The organism is Pseudomonas sp. FFPRI_1 (genome assembly GCF_055384485.1).
In genome coordinates this window covers 2,639,798-2,655,091 of record NZ_AP029168.1, presented here as the reverse complement: position 1 = coordinate 2,655,091, position 15,294 = coordinate 2,639,798, and the positions used below count along the sequence as shown (strand labels likewise).

18 protein-coding genes are annotated in these 15,294 nt (G+C 58.9%); 17 read left to right on the top strand and 1 reads right to left on the bottom strand.

From position 1 onward, the window contains the following. Positions 1 to 239: 239 nt before the first annotated feature. Positions 240 to 668: a DUF2628 domain-containing protein gene (locus ACZ5BO_RS12140; protein ID WP_464699944.1), complete on the top strand. Its 429-nt coding sequence runs from the start codon at positions 240 to 242 to the stop codon at positions 666 to 668. Between the two features lie 79 nt (positions 669 to 747). Here the strand turns inward: ACZ5BO_RS12140 and ACZ5BO_RS12135 are convergent, their stop codons facing one another. Then, on the bottom strand, positions 748 to 1,119 hold the full coding sequence (locus ACZ5BO_RS12135; RefSeq protein WP_464699942.1) for a histone-like nucleoid-structuring protein, MvaT/MvaU family: 372 nt from the start codon (positions 1,117 to 1,119) through the stop codon (positions 748 to 750). A gap of 291 nt (positions 1,120 to 1,410) precedes the next feature. Here ACZ5BO_RS12135 and ACZ5BO_RS12130 point away from each other — a divergent pair, with 291 nt between their 5' ends. The 16 genes from ACZ5BO_RS12130 to ACZ5BO_RS12055 all read left to right on the top strand — a co-directional run bounded on the left by ACZ5BO_RS12130 (position 1,411) and on the right by ACZ5BO_RS12055 (position 15,290). Beyond that, positions 1,411 to 1,767 carry an integrative conjugative element protein, RAQPRD family gene (locus ACZ5BO_RS12130; protein ID WP_464699940.1) on the top strand — a complete coding sequence of 119 codons (357 nt, stop codon included), beginning with the start codon at positions 1,411 to 1,413 and terminating at the stop codon, positions 1,765 to 1,767. Beyond that, positions 1,764 to 1,997, top strand: coding sequence for a TIGR03758 family integrating conjugative element protein (locus ACZ5BO_RS12125; RefSeq protein WP_464699938.1), 234 nt, complete (start codon positions 1,764 to 1,766; stop codon positions 1,995 to 1,997). Before ACZ5BO_RS12130 ends, ACZ5BO_RS12125 begins: the two co-directional genes overlap by 4 nt. Positions 1,998 to 2,077: 80 nt before the next feature. Further along, on the top strand, positions 2,078 to 2,380 hold the full coding sequence (locus ACZ5BO_RS12120) for a TIGR03745 family integrating conjugative element membrane protein (protein ID WP_464701242.1): 303 nt from the start codon (positions 2,078 to 2,080) through the stop codon (positions 2,378 to 2,380). A 10-nt stretch (positions 2,381 to 2,390) separates the two neighbouring features. After that, complete coding sequence (locus ACZ5BO_RS12115) at positions 2,391 to 2,789, top strand: TIGR03750 family conjugal transfer protein (protein ID WP_464699936.1); 399 nt, start codon at positions 2,391 to 2,393, stop codon at positions 2,787 to 2,789. Further along, entirely contained in the window at positions 2,786 to 3,475 is a 690-nt protein-coding gene (locus ACZ5BO_RS12110) for a PFL_4703 family integrating conjugative element protein (protein WP_464699934.1), read from the top strand. Before ACZ5BO_RS12115 ends, ACZ5BO_RS12110 begins: the two co-directional genes overlap by 4 nt. Further along, the gene (locus tag ACZ5BO_RS12105; RefSeq protein ID WP_464699932.1) at positions 3,472 to 4,359 is read left to right on the top strand and encodes a TIGR03749 family integrating conjugative element protein; all 888 of its coding nucleotides are present in this window, start codon (positions 3,472 to 3,474) and stop codon (positions 4,357 to 4,359) included. The genes ACZ5BO_RS12110 and ACZ5BO_RS12105 overlap by 4 nt, the downstream gene beginning before the upstream one ends. Continuing rightward, a complete protein-coding gene (locus ACZ5BO_RS12100) occupies positions 4,349 to 5,785 on the top strand; it encodes a TIGR03752 family integrating conjugative element protein (RefSeq protein ID WP_464699930.1) in 1,437 nt (478 codons plus the stop codon). Before ACZ5BO_RS12105 ends, ACZ5BO_RS12100 begins: the two co-directional genes overlap by 11 nt. Continuing rightward, complete coding sequence (locus tag ACZ5BO_RS12095) at positions 5,766 to 6,200, top strand: TIGR03751 family conjugal transfer lipoprotein (RefSeq protein ID WP_464699928.1); 435 nt, start codon at positions 5,766 to 5,768, stop codon at positions 6,198 to 6,200. Before ACZ5BO_RS12100 ends, ACZ5BO_RS12095 begins: the two co-directional genes overlap by 20 nt. Beyond that, on the top strand, positions 6,200 to 9,049 hold the full coding sequence (locus tag ACZ5BO_RS12090; RefSeq protein WP_464699926.1) for a conjugative transfer ATPase: 2,850 nt from the start codon (positions 6,200 to 6,202) through the stop codon (positions 9,047 to 9,049). The genes ACZ5BO_RS12095 and ACZ5BO_RS12090 overlap by 1 nt, the downstream gene beginning before the upstream one ends. Positions 9,050 to 9,260: 211 nt before the next feature. Further along, a complete protein-coding gene (gene radC, locus ACZ5BO_RS12085) occupies positions 9,261 to 9,758 on the top strand; it encodes a RadC family protein (protein ID WP_464699924.1) in 498 nt (165 codons plus the stop codon). A gap of 110 nt (positions 9,759 to 9,868) precedes the next feature. Next, entirely contained in the window at positions 9,869 to 10,438 is a 570-nt protein-coding gene (locus tag ACZ5BO_RS12080; protein WP_464699922.1) for a hypothetical protein, read from the top strand. Positions 10,439 to 10,621: 183 nt separating this feature from the next. Further along, entirely contained in the window at positions 10,622 to 11,065 is a 444-nt protein-coding gene (locus ACZ5BO_RS12075) for a TIGR03757 family integrating conjugative element protein (RefSeq protein ID WP_464699920.1), read from the top strand. Further along, positions 11,062 to 12,012 (top strand): TIGR03756 family integrating conjugative element protein, encoded by a 951-nt coding sequence (locus tag ACZ5BO_RS12070; RefSeq protein WP_464699918.1) that lies wholly within the window; start codon positions 11,062 to 11,064, stop codon positions 12,010 to 12,012. The genes ACZ5BO_RS12075 and ACZ5BO_RS12070 overlap by 4 nt, the downstream gene beginning before the upstream one ends. A gap of 68 nt (positions 12,013 to 12,080) precedes the next feature. Continuing rightward, the gene (locus ACZ5BO_RS12065; RefSeq protein WP_464701240.1) at positions 12,081 to 13,424 is read left to right on the top strand and encodes an integrating conjugative element protein; all 1,344 of its coding nucleotides are present in this window, start codon (positions 12,081 to 12,083) and stop codon (positions 13,422 to 13,424) included. Next, a complete protein-coding gene (locus ACZ5BO_RS12060; RefSeq protein ID WP_464699916.1) occupies positions 13,421 to 13,759 on the top strand; it encodes a hypothetical protein in 339 nt (112 codons plus the stop codon). The genes ACZ5BO_RS12065 and ACZ5BO_RS12060 overlap by 4 nt, the downstream gene beginning before the upstream one ends. Positions 13,760 to 13,772: 13 nt before the next feature. After that, complete coding sequence (locus ACZ5BO_RS12055) at positions 13,773 to 15,290, top strand: conjugal transfer protein TraG N-terminal domain-containing protein (protein WP_464699914.1); 1,518 nt, start codon at positions 13,773 to 13,775, stop codon at positions 15,288 to 15,290. Positions 15,291 to 15,294 lie beyond the last annotated feature (4 nt).

Here is a 15,294-nt window from a genome sequence, read left to right as displayed (position 1 = left end):
CGACCTGACCTTTGGCGATGCGATCCAGGTGAGCCTGAAACGAATACCCAATACTCTTGGGCCGAGTGGCCAAGTGTCGTGGAGTCCGCAATAAATCGGGCAGAGTAAACGCCTCAGGAAATCCACTTGAACTCCCCTCTCAAAAAAGCAATATAATCAGCACGCTAAAAAAAGAAAAAGCATCACAGAAAACAACGGAAGAAAAAGCATCACATTATGGAATATCAGGAATCGCAAAAATGAACACAAACGAACAAGTACAAAGCGCCAGCAAACACAGCGCCAAGTGGCAAGAACGCTTCAACTTTTTTGATACTTATGGTTCACCAAGCGACCCACGATACAAGGCGGCAATTAAGACGCTGCCTGGCCTAAAGAAGAAAATGCTCATCAACGCCAACGTGATTGCATTTTTCTTCGGCCCTATTTACCTGTTCGTCTTGGGGCTCTGGAAGAAAAATCTTGCAATGCTGGGCATCATACTTGCGATCAATGTCGTGTTGAGTGTGATTTTTGAGATCTTGGGTATGGAGTTTCCCAAACCGTTGACCACGGGTCTGAACGTCGCTGTCTCCATGACTTATGCGCTCATGACCAACTACTCGTACTACCTGAAAGAAGTGAAAGGTGAACAAAGCTGGAATCCGTTCCAGGGTATGCGCTTCTGATTACAGGCTTGCTCAGTCAAGAGCCCGTACCTCATCATGAGGACGCGGGCTCGTTTATCTGAGTGGATCGGAGCATCCCTTACTGGGTGCGCCAAGACTCAACAACATCCGCACCAAATTCAGTTTTCCACTCTTTCAACTGACGGTGATTACCACCTTTGGTTTCGATCAGCTCGCCCGAATTAGGGTTCTTGTAATTCTTCACATCCCGCGCCTTACGAGCTACTTTTACCGGTGCACCTTTTGACGTCGAGAGTCGGCTACCAGCCTCTGGATCCAGAATATTAATAATATTCTTCAAGCTGAAGCCGTACTCACCCAGTAACGTACGCAGCTTGCTTTCAAACTCCATCTCTTTCTTCAAACCGGAATCGCTTTTCATCGACTCGAGTTCTGCAAGTTGGGTGGCGAGCTGCTGCTCCAGTTTACGAAACTCGGCTAGACGGGACATTCTGTATTTTCCTCAGAGGGTTAATTCGAAATTCAACTTTGCCATGTTAAGACTTAGAGACCGTCAAGTCATCACCCTATTCAATTAAACTTTTACTTTCATCTGCATAGGGACTAAAAATTGAGAAAAACCCATCCATCAAACTCCCCTCTGACACTTCAAGTCCGTGCCAGTACGCCTTCCCATTCACTAGTCACCTCAATACGGTGATCCCCCGCGATCCATTCATTGCAGTGAGAAACCTCGCGTCCTTTCACCATGGTGCCGTTCACGTCAAACGAGCACGACGCAATGAAGTTGATCAGCAAACAATCTCTGTTCTTGAACCAGGCACTACCAGTGTTCGTCGTCATAGCAATACTGATGGCCCAGCCTGTACACGCCAGTGAGATCCCCTCAGAACCAGAGCTGCTCGCTGCACTGTTACGCCAGCTTGCCCTGGCGGATCGCCTGGCCAAGCAATCGGCTGACTCCGCCCCGCAAGAAAGATCCCGCTATCACTTCGACTACCAGCGACTGAGCGCTGACTTGCAGCGCATCCAGGTGGGTGTTCACGACTACCTGACGCCGCAACGAGCCCAGCCAAGAGACACCGACGCCCTGCTCGGTAGCTACCGCCAAGTAGCAGAACTGGAGGTCATCAAATGACGACGATGCAGCTCGCGGCCTTTCAAGCCAACAGCGGTTTCACGCCCTTTGCCACCGCGTCGGTACTGATTGGGTTGGTCTTCGCCGTTCTGTTGCTGTGGGGTGTCTGGGCCCTGCGAACCGCCTACGTCGGCTGGTCCGAGCAACGTATCTCGCAACGTCAGTTTCTGGGTGTCGCTGTACGTTTTTTTGCGCTGTACCTCGTTCTGACGTTCTTCCTCCTCTCTTGATGAAAAGGCTCCCAACCATGATGCAGACAACGCACTCCATCTTGACCGCCCAACGCCCGCGCCGGGCTTTTGCCATTGCCATGGCCTGGATGTCTTCACTGGTTCAAGCTCAGGGCCTGCCCACACTGGAAGACCCTTCTCGAGGTTCCGGGAAAGGGATCATGGACACCCTGCGCAACTACGGATACGACATCGTCATGCTCGTCGCGCTGCTGGTGGTCGCCTCGATGTTCATCGGCGTGTGTTACCACGCCTATGGCACCTACGCCGAGATCCACACCGGGCGTAAAACCTGGGGCCAGTTTGGTCTGACCGTAGCGATCGGCGCGGTTTTACTGGTGGTTGGTATTTGGCTGCTTACCGAAGCCACTGGGGTGCTTTGAGGAGGTCGTCATGGGTCAGTCTCACGATGTCCGGCCAGACGGCACCGTCAGCTTCCTTCCCAACCGTCTCAACCGCCACCCTGTCGTGGTGCGGGGGCTGACCGCAGACGAGTTGTGGATCTGCTCGGGTCTGTCTGCCGTCGTCGGCTTGGCAGCGGGCATTGCCCTCGCCTTCGCCTTCTCGACCATCGCCATGGTGCCTACTGCCATCGTCCTCGCCATCAGCATCGGCGTATTTGCCGGAGGGGGATTGCTTCGTCGCCAGAAACGCGGTCGACCCGATACCTGGCTGTACCGGCAGATTCAGTGGTGGATATTACTGCGCTACCCAAGCCTGGCCAGGTATGTCGGTGGCCAGGTGCTGGTCCTGCGCTCCGGTTTCTGGAGCATTCGGAGAACGCAACCGTGAGCCGCTTCAAGAATGAAATCACTCACCTGCAATCGCACATCAAGACCTTGCGCGGTGGATCAGGAGCCTTGCTACTCATTACTTTGATGATGGGGGGCGGTTGGTGGAGTGCCCCACGCGATCTGACCATTCATGTACCGCCCGACCTGCGCTCCGGGAGCGTCAGAAAGTGGTGGGAAGTGCCGCCAGAAAGCGTCTACGCCTTCACTTTCTACATCTGGCAGCAGCTCCAGCGCTGGCCCACCAATGGCGATGAGGACTATGCCCGCAATATTCAGGCGTTGTCGGCCTACCTCACGCCCTCCTGCCAGACCTCGTTGCGTACCGAGTATGAGCAGCGTCGTGCCGCTGGAGAGCTGCGCCAGCGCGTACGTGGGGTTTATGAGATTCCCGGGCGGGGCTATGGCGATGATCCCGGTCGGCGCGTTGAGGTGGTCTCGGACCGGGACTGGGTCGTGACCCTGGACCTGACGGCCGATGAGTATTTCGGCTCGGAACAAGTCAAGCGGGCTCTGGTGCGCTATCCGATCAAGGTATCGCGGGCCGACCTCGATCCCGAGCGCAACCCTTTCGGCCTCATGCTCGACTGCTACAACGGCGCACCTCAGCGTATCGCTCACCCCGACTCCGTCGCGCCTGTCGCCCCTGTGTCGGGGCTGGGTAGCGTCATGGGAGAAACACAATGAAGCGCCTCCACATCCCTTTTGTTCTTCTAACAGCGGCCCTCTCAAGCGGCGCCCAGGCGCTGGAGATCCTGCGTTGGGAGCGGCTGCCGCTGGCGGTTCCACTGGTGGTAGATCAGGAGCGCGTGGTGTTTATCGATCGCAATGTGCGTGTCGGCGTACCGCCCTCCATCAGCGACAAGCTGCGGGTACAAAGTGCTGGTGGCGCGGTCTACCTACGTGCCAGCGCACCGATAAAACCAACCCGTCTGCAACTTCAAGATGCCGACACCGGCACGTTGATTCTGCTGGATATCGCCGCCGAGGCGGCCGAGCCCGGACAAGCCTTTCTGGAACCCGTTCGCATTGTCGAAGCCAAGGGCCCGGCTCCGCGCTACGGAGGGTCACCAACTGACGACGATGCCGATGACGCAGGGGGCGCTGTCGATCTCGACCCCCATGAAACACCAGTACCCGTGGTACTGACACGGTACGCCTCTCAAAGCCTTTACGCGCCACTGCGTACCCTGGAGCCTGTCCCCGGCATCACCCAGGTCATCCTTCGCCGCTCACTGCCCCTGGACACTCTACTGCCTACGCTGCCGATAGAAGCCGTGGTTCTTTCGGCCTGGCGCCTAGGCAATCTGTGGGTGACCGCAGCGCGCTTGAAAAATACCTCTGTTCGCTGGCAAGAGCTGGACCCGCGGGCCCTGCAGGGCAATTTCGTCACTGCAACCTTCCAGCACGCAGCTCTGGGACCCGCCGGAACGCCAGAAGATACAACGGTCGTGTATTTGGTGACCCAATCAGGCGGACTGAATAAAGCACTGTTACCCGCCATTGGCCAGATCGACGCCAGCCTGACCCTCCCGGCCGCCAGCGGCCAAGGAGACGGTCATGAAAGGTAACGGTCTGTTGAAGTGGCTGATGATCCCAATGGCATTGCTGCTGGTTTTCGTCGGCATCAAAGTATTTTCCGGCAGTGGCAGCCCCCGGGATCACGCCACCACTCCCAAGCTCACCGCTGAGGAAGCCAAGGCTCTGGGCATCGAGGGTGACACCGCTCAGGACACAGTGGCCACGCTGGTCGGTCATGTGAAGCAGCTGCGCCTTGACCTGCAGGGTGCAATGTCGGAAACCAAGGAGCAGCGTGCGGAAAACGAACGGCTGCGCCTGCGCGAGGGCACCATCGAACGACGTATCGATAGCGCGCTTGAAGCGGAGAAAAAGAAGCTCCAGAACGATCACGAGCAGATGCTCAACGAACGAGAAAAGACTCAGGAACTGCTGCAGGATCTGCAACGTCAGTTGGAGGGGCTGGGCGGCCAAAGTGGCCACGCTGACCTGCCAGTGGGTCTTGGGCTCGAGGCCGGCGATGCCGAAGGCATTGAGACCGGCGTCAGGTGGATCGAGCCCGAGGACGCACGCTCTGAAGGCAAAGGCCGCTCAAACAAAGCTGGCAGTTTCAGTTTCCCCAGCAGCTTCAGCCCGGCTCAAAAGACCCTCGACAACACTCGGGAGGCGCTGGCCGAACCGGGTCGTCAAATCGCCAGGGAACCTGTGAGCGGCAGTAAGTCCCGCACCAGACCGGTGTACACCGTACCGAGCAACTCGACCTTGATAGGCGCCATCTCGATGACGGCACTGATCGGTCGCGTGCCTATCGATGGGACCGTCAATGACCCCTACCCCTTCAAGGTTCTTGTCGGCCCGGACAACCTGACCGCCAACGGCATCGATATTCCCGATGTGGCAGGCGCCGTGGTCAGCGGCACAGCTTCCGGCGACTGGACGCTCTCCTGCGTGCGCGGCCAGATCCGTTCCATCACCTTCGTTTTTCATGACGGTACGATCCGCACCTTGCCGGAAGACAACGAGCGGGGCAGTAGCCGCCAGCCCAGCTCCAACCTCCAGGATGGCCTGGGCTGGATCAGCGACCCCCACGGCATTCCGTGCGTCAGCGGTGACCGCCGCAGTAACGCGCAGCAGTACCTCGGTACCCAGGCGCTGATCACTGCCGCGGGTGCCGGCGCTGCCTCCCTGATTAAGTCGGACAACGGCAACGTGGCCGTTGTCGCCGGCAACAACGGCTCACTGGGCACCGTCGGTATCAGTGGCAATGAAGCCATGGGGCGCATTCTGGCTGGTGGCGTTCAAAAGATGTCGCAATGGGTGAACCGCCTATATGGGCAGGCCTTTGCCGCCGTCTACGTCAAACCCGGCGCTCCGGTCGCCGTGCACATCGAACAGTCCCTCACCCTCGATTACGACCCGCAGGGGCGCAAAGTCGATCACCGCCTTGGAGGTGCCCAATATGCTCCGAACCTGGACTAAGCCGCTGTGGGTTTTGGCTGTATTCGTAGCGCTGGCCGGCTGCTCAACCAGCAAGGAAGAGCTGCTTCCCCACGGCAAACAGACCATGCTGAATATCTGGCATGAAGAGACTGGGGGCAGTACTCAGGGTGGGCAAGCATCCCGGCAGTTGCTGGATGCTCGGCAATCACTGCGCCGCCCGTTCGATCACCAGGACCTGGAGGAGGTCCAGGCTGCAAACGCCACCTACACGCGCACCGCGCAAACAGAAATTCAGCGCCAGTTCCACCGGCTACCGAATCCCGACCTGCTGATGTACGTGTATCCGCACTTGGCCGGCACCGATCCGGTCCCCGTCCCGGGCTATACCACCGTCTTCCCGCTGTACCAGCGAGTGCAATACGCCATGCCCGGCGAGCGGCTGGAGGACTACTGATGACTCAGCCATTCTGGAAGCGTCGTGCCGCCGCAACCCTCGATGAACCTTCACCCATTGGGGCCTGGGAGCAACACGTCGGGGGCCTGAGGGCCCATGGCATTGCCATGCCTAACGGCAACAGTCAACAGCGCACACGCCACGCCACGCTGGCGGATGAGCAAGCCCTTTATCGGGTTGCGCCTTCATTCGCCGACTTGCTGCCCTGGGTCGAGTTCCTGCCGGAATCGCAATGCATGTTGCTCGACGACGGTGTCTCGGTCGCGGCTTTCTTCGAGCTGTTGCCGATCGGCACCGAAGGACGTGAGGACGGCTGGCTTACCCAGGCCCGCGATGCCCTGGAAAACGCCATTCAGGACAGTTTCGATGAACTGGATGACGCCCCATGGATCATCCAGTTTTACGCACAGGACGACACTGACTGCAGCCCTTACCTGACGGGACTGCAGTCCTACATCCAGCCTCGCGCACGCGCAACTGCGTTCACCGATTACTACCTTCGTTTTATGGGGCACCACCTGCAATCGGTGGCAAAGCCCGGTGGGTTGTTTGAGGACAACACCGTGACCCGCCTGCCATGGCGCGGGCAGACCCGACGCACTCGACTGGTCGTCTATCGTCGAGCCCAGGGGCTGGCCCGCCGCGGTCAATCCAGCGAACAAGCGCTGAATATCATCTGTGAACGCCTGGCGGGAGGCCTGGCCAACGCCGGTGTAAAAGCGCAGCGCCTGGACGCTGGGGCCATTCACGCCTGGTTGTTGCCCTGGTTCAACCCGCATCCCACGCACCTGGGACCCGATGCGCCAGACCGCGAGCGCTTCTACCAAATCACCCGCTACCCCGACAATCTCGACGCCGGTGAACTGGAGCTAGCCTCCGGCACCGACTTCTCTCAGCGGCTGTTCTTTGGTCAGCCCCGTTCCGAGGTCAAGAGTGGCCTGTGGTTTTTCGATGGGCTGCCTCACCGCACCATGGTGGTGGACCGATTACGCCTGCCTCCCACTACGGGCCACCTGACGGGTGAAACCCGCAAAAGCGGTGACGCCATCAACGCCCTGTTCGATCAGATGCCGGAAGACACGGTGTTGTGCCTGACCATCGTCGTCACGCCACAAGACACCCTTGAGGCACACCTGAATCACCTGGCCAAGAAGGCGGTCGGTGAAACCCTAGCCTCGGAGCAAACGCTGAGCGACGTCAAACAGGTGCGTGGCCTGATTGGCAGCGCACACAAGCTCTATCGCGCGTCGCTGTGCTTCTGCCTGCGTGGTCGTGATCAGGCAGAGCTTGATGCGCGAGGGCTGCGCCTCGGGAACGTATTGTTGAACGCCGGCCTGCAACCTGTGCGAGAGGAAGATGAAGTCGCACCGCTCAACAGCTACCTGCGCTGGCTGCCGTGTGTATACGACCCCGCCAAGGACAAGCGACAGTGGTACACCCAACTGATGTTTGCCCAGCATGCCGCGAATCTCGCCCCGGTATGGGGCCGGAACCAGGGCACGGGAAATCCCGGAATCACCTTTTTCAACCGCGGCGGCGGCACCGTCACCTTCGACCCGTTGAACCGGCTGGACCGGCAGATGAACGCGCACCTCTTCCTGTTCGGCCCCACCGGCTCAGGCAAGAGTGCAACACTGAACAACATCCTCAACCAGATCACCGCCATTTATCGACCGCGCCTGTTTATCGTCGAAGCCGGCAACTCCTTCGGCCTGTTCGGCGATCTTGCAGCTCGCTTAGGCATGAGCGTCAACCGCGTCAGATTGGCCCCGGGCGCTGGAGTCAGTCTGGCACCCTTTGCGGATGCTCTGCGCCTGGTCGAAACACCTGCCGAGGTTCAAACCCTCGATGCCGACGCACTGGACGATAAGGAGAACGCTGCCATCGAAGGCGATGAGCAGCGTGATGTACTCGGCGAGCTGGAGATCACTGCACGACTGATGATCACCGGCGGCGAAGACAAAGAAGAAGCACGGATGACCCGCGCTGATCGAAGCCTCATCCGTCAGTGCATTCTCGATGCGGCGCACCGCTGCAAAAGCGAAACCCGTAGCGTGCTGCCCAGTGATGTGCGTGATGCCTTGCGTGACCGGGGCCGCAATACCGCGCTGCCGGAGACTCGCAGCGCCAGATTGCTGGAAATGGCCGATGCCATGGACATGTTCTGTCAGGGCGCTGATGGCGAGATGTTCAACCGACCAGGAACACCTTGGCCCGAAGCCGATATCACCATCGTCGACCTCGCGACCTTTGCCCGCGAGGGCTACAACGCTCAGCTGTCGATCGCCTACATCACCCTGATCAACACCGTGAACAACATCGCCGAACGGGACCAATTCCTCGGGCGCCCGATTATCAACGTCACGGACGAAGGACACATCATCACCAAGAACCCGTTGCTCGCCCCTTATATCGTCAAGATCACCAAGATGTGGCGCAAGCTCGGCGCCTGGTTCTGGCTCGCGACCCAGAACCTGGACGATTTGCCCAAAGCTGCAGAATCCATGTTGAACATGATCGAGTGGTGGATCTGCCTGTCGATGCCGCCGGATGAGGTCGAGAAGATTGCGCGCTTTCGCGAACTCAATGCTTCGCAGAAGGCGCTGATGCTCTCAGCACGCAAAGAGGCCGGCAAGTTTACCGAAGGCGTGATCCTCTCGAAGTCGATGGAAGTACTGTTCCGTGCCGTCCCTCCAAGCCTGCACTTGGCCCTGGCCATGACCGAGCCCGAGGAAAAGGCCGAGCGCTTCCAACTGATGCAAACGCTGGGCATCAGCGAGCTGGAGGCGGCGTTCAAGGTTGCAGAACGGATTGATCGGGCACGAGGCATTGAACCTCTACCCCAGTAGAAATGCCTGCTGACGTAGTCAGCGACATGCCCAGATAGCCACGATCTTCAAGGCTATGACACGCGTTGTTGGTGTTGATCGACAGCGTTCGCTTCGCATCTGTTGCGCGAACAGCCGTCACGAGCGTGACGGTAGATGCACAATGTTCACATCCTTGGAGGGTTCGCCCCTCCGGGAGCGCTCGCCTCCAGTCATGCCAATGGAGGCCCCCATGAAGGCACCACTCCTCACTCAGTTGAAACGCTACGTACCAACGAGCCTCACCATCACCCCGGACGACTGGATCGTCTCCTACGCGTTGCAGATACTCGAGCAACGCACCTTCCAACGTGGGCCCGAGCTGACAAGCCCACAAGAGGTCAGTCAATTTTTACGACTCAAACTCATGAAAGAGTTGCGCGAAGTCTTCATGGTGACTTTTCTCGACAGCAAGCATCGCGTTATTGCCTGCGAAGCACTTTTCCACGGGACGATCGACTCAAGCACGGTCCACCCAAGAATCGTGTTTCAGAAGGCCATGGAGCACAACGCTGCCGCTGTGATCCTCTGCCACAACCACCCTTCTGGCGATACCGAGGCAAGCAACGCCGACAAGATCATCACCGCACGACTGAAGTCGGTGTTGTCGGAGATCGACGTTCGCCTGCTTGACCACTTCATCGTGGGCCAGGGACAACCGTTCTCCTTTGCCGAAGCGGGTCTGATCTAGACCCAGCGCCTCACTCCTCCAGATTGACCATCTGGCTGGCATCACCTCCCCTGCGGACTCCTGTACCCGCCAGGGACCACTGGAGTCCGATTTCTCAAGAGGAACTCCACATGCAAACCAAGATCCTTTTCTTTAATGGCGAGCCTTTTGTAACCAACCCTTATCGACCCAGTTCCTACATCCGCCAGGACGTTTTCCACAAGCAGCTTTCCGTCACCTGTGTGGGTGAAGTGGAGTATCGGGAGGACGACCCCATCTACGGGACCTGGTGGGGCTCAAGCACCCTCCACATCGGACAATGTGGTCTTGTCGAACAGGCGATAGCCCTTGCTGAAACAGCGCTGGCAGACAACTTGTTTGATCTCAGTGAGGATGCACTAGCATTGTGTTTTGCTCCTCAGCTCTTCTACGTAAAAGACCCTGGCCATCACTTGGTGCTCTGTGGCGAGTCGACAGGTCACAGCGTTAGGTGGATCAGGCCGGTCGACTCCGATGATCAGGCCACGTCTGTCATGCAAGAGGTCGAAAAGCTATACAGACAAGCCTCATTCGAGTCGGGGTGGGACAACTACGAGACGGCCAAGCAACTACGAAAAACAGCCAGCCTGCTGGCTGGCCGCCTAGTCCATCCGAACTGGCGGGAGCATTCTCGTGCAGCCATTGAAGCACTGGCGAACTAGTCCACTCGGGAGCTTATGGCTCCCGTTTTTTTGCCTCGTCGACAATCTTGCTCACCACTTCAGAATTCAACGCCGCATCCACTAAGCGGTTTTCACGAACTGCTCATTGTCAGCAGCTGTTGTCTCCGATCTGCGATCAAATCCAGTATTCCTTCGCTATAAATTGCCCATTGGAGATCTCACATGCCGCGCTTGCGCCCTCCTTGCTCAAATTTGCGCGGTCAAAAATGGCTGCGCGTTTGTGCACTATGTGTCGGATTCTGGACAGCTGGAGCCAGCGCTTCGCAAGTACATGTCTATAGCGCCAGCAGCATCCAACTTGAGGCGGTGGGAGACGTACAAGTGGTGCATCTCGATCGCGCCCAACAGATCGAGGCAAAGCTGGAGGAAAATTTACCGACCGACCCACAGCGGGCTGCCGCTATGGTTCGTCGGCGCTTAGACGTCGGCGGCCCTGATTTACAACATGAAATCGGCCGCGCCTACCAGGGCATCACCGATGCCTGGCAACAAGGCATTACCCACTTGCCCGCTGTCGTTGTCGATCGCCGCTACGTCGTCTATGGCGAGCCGAACGTACAACGCGCCTTGCAAACCATTGAGGCGTTTCGGAGCAGTGAGAAATGATGCGTCTTGGATCATTTCTCAGCAGGCAAGACCGAAGGTTGCTCAGCGCCTTCCTGCTGATCACCAGCCTACCGGCCGTAGCGCTTACCACTGCCACCCTCCTCCCTTCTACGCTTTCAACGGACTGCCTGGACTACCGCGTGGTAGGCGTCTGCTACTGGCTGCAATGCACCCCGTTTGGATGTCGGGTGCGGACGTCAGTGAAGGTTCGTCACTACATTCCGGACGCCGTGGTGTCTGTCTACTCAAACACCGGCCAGAATCCCTGGCTGGAAGTGCGCCCCATGGGCATGCCGAACCCGGCGGCCAAGGCTGGCGGCGACGGAACCACCAACCAGGAGCATGAAAACAACCTGGCAAAATTCAAAAACGCCGATGTGATCGGCCACCCCGGTGGCGCCGTGTTCAGTCAATTCGCCAGCGCTTCAGGCTATAGCTGCAAAGGTGCCGGCTCGGCCTTTGCTCCATACTTCCTGAGTACGCTTGACGCTCTCGCTTGGCGCAACAACGTGCCTGAGATGGTGTATCCGGAGTCCCTGGTTCCAGGGCAACGCGAAATCGGCAACCGAAGCTCACTGAACCTCTGGGGCGCGGTCTACCCTCGCGGAGGGTTCCTGCACCAGGCCGACGACTACAAGGCCGCTGCAGTGATCGCCCAGCGCGCCGGCGACATCGTTACACGTCGGGGACAACCCCACGTCTATCAGCCACTGCTAGCCCGTGCCAGCGCCGGTTACTGGCCAGCCGGGGCGCTGCTCGAGAGCGATGCAAAAACCGGCAAGTGGCAAGCACTGACTCCTCACCTCTCCCCCTCATGCGCCGTGTTTCCCCACACAACCCCCTTGGTACAAGCCAAGCAGGGAGATTACGCGTGGGCGTTGTGGCGCCCCTACAGCTGCTGTCGCAAACGCGGCCAGGTGCTCCTGAGCAGCACGGATTTCAACTGAGGCTAAACACCATGAATCGTCCCCGAAGATTCCTCCGCATCAGCCGCCGCATTGGGGTTGGTTTGTTGATGCTGGGCCTGGCATCGACAAGTGTTGCAAGACCCGACGACTACGGCTTGCAACACCACGGCAGCGTGATTGGCGATGACGTGCTCTACAGCATCGGCGGCGGTCGGGCGGTGACGATGACCGGTGCTCCGCGCATGCGCTCGATCGGCGTTGGCGCGGGTTGGAACAGCAACCTGATTTGTGGCGATATGAGCCTGACCACTACGCTGCAGAATCAGTTGAACGGCATGACTAATGGCTTTCAGAACATCATGTCGTCGGTGATTCAGAGCGCGTCCAGCGCAGTGGCCTCGCTACCGGCGCTGATCATCCAGCGTGCGGATCCTGGCCTGTACAACCTGCTGACCAATGGCGTGCTGCAAGCCAGGATCGACTTTGACCGTTCGAAAATGACCTGCCGGGCCATGGCGGAGCGTATGGCCGATGCTGCAGGTGGCCAGCTTGGATGGGGGCAATTGGCCGAAGGGATGGCGCTCAAACAGTCACTGGCCAGCAAAGACGCGGTGTCAGCCATTGAGCAGGCCGAGTCCAGCCGGGGCAATCAGGGGGTGCCATGGGTCGGTGGTAACAACTCCGGCGGTTCCGGACAACCCTCGATCAAGGTCATCAGCGACGTGACCAAGGCCGGCTATAACCTGGTCAACGGCCGCGGGGTCACCGATACCTCGACTATCGATCCGACCTCCTGCGACAACCGGCTGGCGTGCCAGACATGGAGCTCGCCACAAGCCGCCGCCGACTGGGCCGTGCGAGTTCTGGGCGAACAACAGCAACGCACCTGCGAAAACTGCACCAAGACCCAGACCACCCCCGGCGTTGGCCTGACACCTCTGATCCAGGAAGAGTACGAACACAAGCTTGAAGCCTTGCAGGAGCTGATCACGGGCAGCCGCCCTACGAGTTTCGGCAACCTGGAAGCGGCCAGTAGCGCTTCACTGCCGATCACTCGCGGCGTGATCGAGGCACTGCGCGACGAACCGGACCAGGACATTCTGGCCCGTCGCCTGGCATCGGAAGTCGCGCTGGCCAGTGTGATGGAGAAGGCCCTGCTGCTCCAGCGGACCCTGCTCACCGGTCGCCTGGAACCCAACGTGGCCGCGAACGAGCTGGCACTGGCGGCGGTCACGCAGGAAAGCGACATCCTCGATCGTGAAATCCGCAACCTCAAAACGGAGCTGGAACTTCGCCGCGAGCTGGCGAACAACTCGCCCATGGCCATTATCCAGCGGCACAGCACCCGCGCAGCCGCCTCGCGAGCCATCTATCAAGGTGACCCGGCCCGTGATCGCCTCAAACAGCTACAGGGCCCACAGCAACGCCCTGGCATGGAGGATCTGCAATGACCGTCAGTTCGCGGCGACTGATTCGCTCATCGGGGCGCGTCCTGCTGTGGGGATTGGTGGTGCTGACTTTTGCGGTCTTGGCCAACGTGTTGGGCGTCCAAATACTGGGGAGCATCCCTGCCTGGGAACTCTGGCTCGACCAACAGGCCCCGTGGTTCGTGGCCTGGCGTCTGATCCTTTACCTCGGCACTGCCTATGGCTGGTGGTGGATGCGCCGACGACTTCTGGCTCGGGAACAGGGAGCAGCGTCTTCTCGCCGACTGATGCGTGCCGAAATCGCCACCGCAGTGACCGTAATTGCACTCGAAAGCAGCCAACTGCTATCACTCGGATAGGACGGAGGAAGCCATGACACTCCACACCAGTGATTACCTGGAGTACTACCTGACGCTGGTTGGCTGGATTGTGCACAACGGCATCTGGAACGTGCTCGTCGCCAGCGGCGTATTCGCCATCCCCTTCCTCGCCATTGTTGTCCAGGAGTGGCTCAAGGCTCGTACCGAAGGCGCCGACGAGGGCAACAAGGGCGTACTCTCGGCAATGCGCATCGAGAACCGTATCTGGGTGGCCATTGTGGTGATCATGTTCGCTGGGATTCCCCTGATCGACATCGATCTGCACACCATCGAGTTCGACCGAGGGCGCTCTGAACAATGTCAGGTCAAGGTCCCCAATCCCTCGGAGACGGGGTGGTCGCAGTCGTTTTCAATGATCAACCACCAAAGCGCCAAAGTACCTGTGTGGTGGTTCTTCACCCATGCACTTTCAAGAGCGGTTTCCGGTGCCGCCGTGGCCGCGATCCCCTGCGGTACAGACCTTCGGCAGATGCGGATGGAAATCGACAGTACACGAATCGATGATCCGATTCTGGCCCAGGAAATCGCCGATTTCACTCATGATTGCTATGGTCCGGCACGCGCCAAACTCTTTATGACCCGCCCGGTACTCAGCGAAGAGCAGATGCTCGACGTGACCTGGATCGGCTCGAACGTATTCCTCAACAGCCCCGGTTACTACGACACCTACCGCTCCAGCACGCCCCGTGATGCCTGGGCGTACAACACCAGCAGAGATGCGGGACTGGCACAGGTACCCAGCGGTGGAGGCTATCCCGTCTGCCAAGACTGGTGGACATCCGGCAGCAATGGGCTGCGCGCCCGCGTGCTTCAGCAAGTTGATCCGGATCTGCATATGCGCTTGGCGTTCTGGGCCGGATTCATGCCCAGGCCGGATCTCGATGACTCAGTGATTCGAACACTGGTATCGCCTCGACAGCAGAAGTTGAACCAGGGCGAGGTGTATACCGATTATGGCGGGCAGATCGAAAAATCCGTGCCCAACATCGTCGCTCGTGGCGCCGGGGACCTGGGCCTGGCCGTTGGCTCGCTGGGCGCATTCCCGGCGATAGATGTTGTCCGCCAGGCAGTGCCCATGGTGCTGTCCTTGCTGAAGATGGCGTTGGTGGTGTGCATACCGTTGATACTGATGCTCGGCACCTATGATCTGAAAACCGCCGTCACCATGAGCTGCGTTCAGTTCGGACTGTTCTTCGTGGACTTCTGGTTCCAGCTCGCGCGGTGGATCGACAGCACGATTCTTGACGCGCTCTACGGTTGGGGTTGGGGCTGGAACCGACCAGTGACGAACTTCGACCCAATCATGGGGCTGAACAATGCCTTCGGCGACATGTTGCTCAACTTTGTGATGGGGACGATGTTCCTCATTTTGCCCACCTTCTGGATGGGCGCAATGGCGTGGGCCGGTTTCCGCGTAGGTGGCGCTCTACAGGGCCTTTCTGCCGGTACCAAACCAGCAGAGCAAGCAGGAGCCAAGAGTTCTGAGATCACGCAGAGAATCATGAGATAGCGAT

Excerpts from the sequence above, each read along its gene's own strand:
- ACZ5BO_RS12065 (WP_464701240.1), top strand. The coding sequence starts at position 12,081 with ATGCTGGGCCTGGCATCGACAAGTGTTGCAAGACCCGACGACTACGGC.
- ACZ5BO_RS12090 (WP_464699926.1), top strand. The coding sequence starts at position 6,200 with ATGACTCAGCCATTCTGGAAGCGTCGTGCCGCCGCAACCCTCGATGAA.
- ACZ5BO_RS12055 (WP_464699914.1), top strand. The coding sequence starts at position 13,773 with ATGACACTCCACACCAGTGATTACCTGGAGTACTACCTGACGCTGGTT.
- ACZ5BO_RS12070 (WP_464699918.1), top strand. The coding sequence starts at position 11,062 with ATGATGCGTCTTGGATCATTTCTCAGCAGGCAAGACCGAAGGTTGCTC.
- ACZ5BO_RS12100 (WP_464699930.1), top strand. The coding sequence starts at position 4,349 with ATGAAAGGTAACGGTCTGTTGAAGTGGCTGATGATCCCAATGGCATTG.
- ACZ5BO_RS12105 (WP_464699932.1), top strand. The coding sequence starts at position 3,472 with ATGAAGCGCCTCCACATCCCTTTTGTTCTTCTAACAGCGGCCCTCTCA.
- ACZ5BO_RS12075 (WP_464699920.1), top strand. The coding sequence starts at position 10,622 with ATGCCGCGCTTGCGCCCTCCTTGCTCAAATTTGCGCGGTCAAAAATGG.
- ACZ5BO_RS12120 (WP_464701242.1), top strand. The coding sequence starts at position 2,078 with ATGGCCTGGATGTCTTCACTGGTTCAAGCTCAGGGCCTGCCCACACTG.
- ACZ5BO_RS12140 (WP_464699944.1), top strand. The coding sequence starts at position 240 with ATGAACACAAACGAACAAGTACAAAGCGCCAGCAAACACAGCGCCAAG.
- ACZ5BO_RS12080 (WP_464699922.1), top strand. The coding sequence starts at position 9,869 with ATGCAAACCAAGATCCTTTTCTTTAATGGCGAGCCTTTTGTAACCAAC.
- ACZ5BO_RS12125 (WP_464699938.1), top strand. The coding sequence starts at position 1,764 with ATGACGACGATGCAGCTCGCGGCCTTTCAAGCCAACAGCGGTTTCACG.
- radC (WP_464699924.1), top strand. The coding sequence starts at position 9,261 with ATGAAGGCACCACTCCTCACTCAGTTGAAACGCTACGTACCAACGAGC.
- ACZ5BO_RS12130 (WP_464699940.1), top strand. The coding sequence starts at position 1,411 with ATGAAGTTGATCAGCAAACAATCTCTGTTCTTGAACCAGGCACTACCA.
- ACZ5BO_RS12060 (WP_464699916.1), top strand. The coding sequence starts at position 13,421 with ATGACCGTCAGTTCGCGGCGACTGATTCGCTCATCGGGGCGCGTCCTG.
- ACZ5BO_RS12135 (WP_464699942.1), bottom strand. The coding sequence starts at position 1,119 with ATGTCCCGTCTAGCCGAGTTTCGTAAACTGGAGCAGCAGCTCGCCACC.
- ACZ5BO_RS12115 (WP_464699936.1), top strand. The coding sequence starts at position 2,391 with ATGGGTCAGTCTCACGATGTCCGGCCAGACGGCACCGTCAGCTTCCTT.
- ACZ5BO_RS12095 (WP_464699928.1), top strand. The coding sequence starts at position 5,766 with ATGCTCCGAACCTGGACTAAGCCGCTGTGGGTTTTGGCTGTATTCGTA.